The following is a 1,743-nucleotide window of genomic DNA, read 5'->3' as shown; positions in this document are numbered from 1 at the left end:
ACCTCGGCGACAAGGTGGTTGACCTGCATGTATGGCGGGTGGGCCCCGGTCACATGAGCGCGGTGGTGTCAGTGGCAACAGATGAAACCCAGCGAAACTCTCGCTTCTATCATGCGGTGCTTGGGCGCTTCATGGGTTTGTCTCATGTCACCGTCGAGGTCCAACCGTTACAGACGGCCGCCTGACAAAAATGTTGACCAAGACCGTCAAAGGAAGCCACGCGGGCGCTTGCGGTGATGAATTGACGTCCGAATGTCCGAACTAGGGCGGTGGCGAACGACCCTTCGGCCGGAAAGCGACCGAACTCGAGAAACTCCTCCTCGGCAGATCACATTCAGCCCCCGCCCCACCACCGCGCGTGGGACGATCTTCGTCCCGCGGCCATCCGAGGGCGTTGCTTGCCATTCGGCTTTGGTATGTACTGCCGCTGTCGAACGGACAACGCTCGGCACGCTCCATTGTGTATCCGTCAGAGCCCCGCTCACGATCTCCCCCAAATGCGCTTTTGATCCGGCGCCATGTCACGGCGCCGGGCGCCGCCGTCACGCAGCGTTGCGTTTGCACGACAAGCGGCAATCTATTCCAAGGCAACCGCAGATAAGTACATCAGTGAGTACATTGACAGAGATAATGAACAGAAAAACCTCAGTAATTCAATGACGAAAGACAGTAATCCGAGTCCTCTCCTGGGTACCATAAAAATAGATCCAGATTAATTAGTTGATGACGTTTGTGAAAAAGCCCGTTTTGCGGGCTTTTTGTTTTTGAAAGCGCCTGGAAGATATATACGTTCCACTAGAAGCCAAGGTCGAATGAGTACGTTTTCGAGTACACGAAAGTTCGAGCTCCGGAAAACGTACTCACCGCACGCTTGACATCGCTACTCGAGTTTGCGGAAACGCACGGCGTCGCGGCACGTTCGTCGTGTCGCTCAGGAACCTGCGGGACGTGCGAGTCGCGCATTCTTGCCGGACGCGTCGCTTACTCCGCGGAGCCTGTCGCGCATATTGAACGTGGGTGTGCCCTGATCTGCATCGCCACGCCGGAGGGCGACAACGCCGACACGACTGGCGAACTGGTCCTCGACCTATAACTGCGATTGCGCTATTGACGGCATTGCACGATTAACAGTCAGTTCAGAGAAAAGTCCATTCTCCGGAAAACCCGTCGCGTACATAAATTCACGACCCCCGCAAAATTACCTCGCCCGCTCGGGTAAGATCGCAGCCATCGTGGACGAGCAACGGTGATCCGAGTTTCTCTTCATTCACCGCGGATCCGTGCAAGTGCGCATACGCCCATTCCCTCCCTCAGCCGTGAAAATCCGTCCTGAGCAGCGTCACTGTCGGTTTGCGCGATCCTTTTTATGTGCATGAGCAGTGGGCCCAAACTCACGCACCAATTCCTCAAGCGTACGCCCCCTCATCCACCGGCTCCGCCGTCTGCGCCCGGAGTGTCGCCGCGTATACTTCGGACGCTGCCCGTGACGGCACCTGCTCTCCAAAAAGAATATTGTCGTCTCCAGCTGCTTGTGACCCAGCAGTACCTGGATCACGCGGATGTCGACCTTCTGTTCGAGCAGATGCGTCGCGAAACTGTGGCGCAGGGTGTGCGGGGAGACGCGCTTGTCGATCTGCGCAGCCTCGGTGGCAGCGTGAACGGCGCGGTTCAGCTGCCGCGCGCTGAGTGGGTCGACGGGATCCATTCCGGGAAACAGCCACCCGCCATCAAGCATGGTGCCCT

Annotated in this window: 1 protein-coding gene and 2 pseudogenes; 2 read left to right on the top strand and 1 reads right to left on the bottom strand. The window is 57.7% G+C overall.

Going from position 1 to position 1,743, the window contains the following annotated elements:
- Both B0G75_RS41105 and B0G75_RS39950 read left to right on the top strand, forming a co-directional pair.
- A pseudogene (locus B0G75_RS41105) lies at positions 1-185 on the top strand (cation transporter); the annotation flags it as partial.
- A 686-nt stretch (positions 186-871) separates the two neighbouring features.
- A complete protein-coding gene (locus tag B0G75_RS39950) occupies positions 872-1,093 on the top strand; it encodes a 2Fe-2S iron-sulfur cluster-binding protein (RefSeq protein ID WP_106283643.1) in 222 nt (73 codons plus the stop codon).
- Between the two features lie 405 nt (positions 1,094-1,498).
- Here B0G75_RS39950 and B0G75_RS41830 read toward each other — a convergent pair.
- Positions 1,499-1,743 (bottom strand): annotated as a pseudogene (locus B0G75_RS41830) (tyrosine-type recombinase/integrase); the annotation flags it as partial.

The sequence above is a fragment of the Paraburkholderia sp. BL18I3N2 genome (assembly GCF_003001875.1).
In the GTDB taxonomy this organism is placed as follows: Bacteria; Pseudomonadota; Gammaproteobacteria; order Burkholderiales; family Burkholderiaceae; genus Paraburkholderia; species Paraburkholderia phytofirmans.
This window is presented reverse-complemented; position numbering and strand designations above follow the sequence as displayed.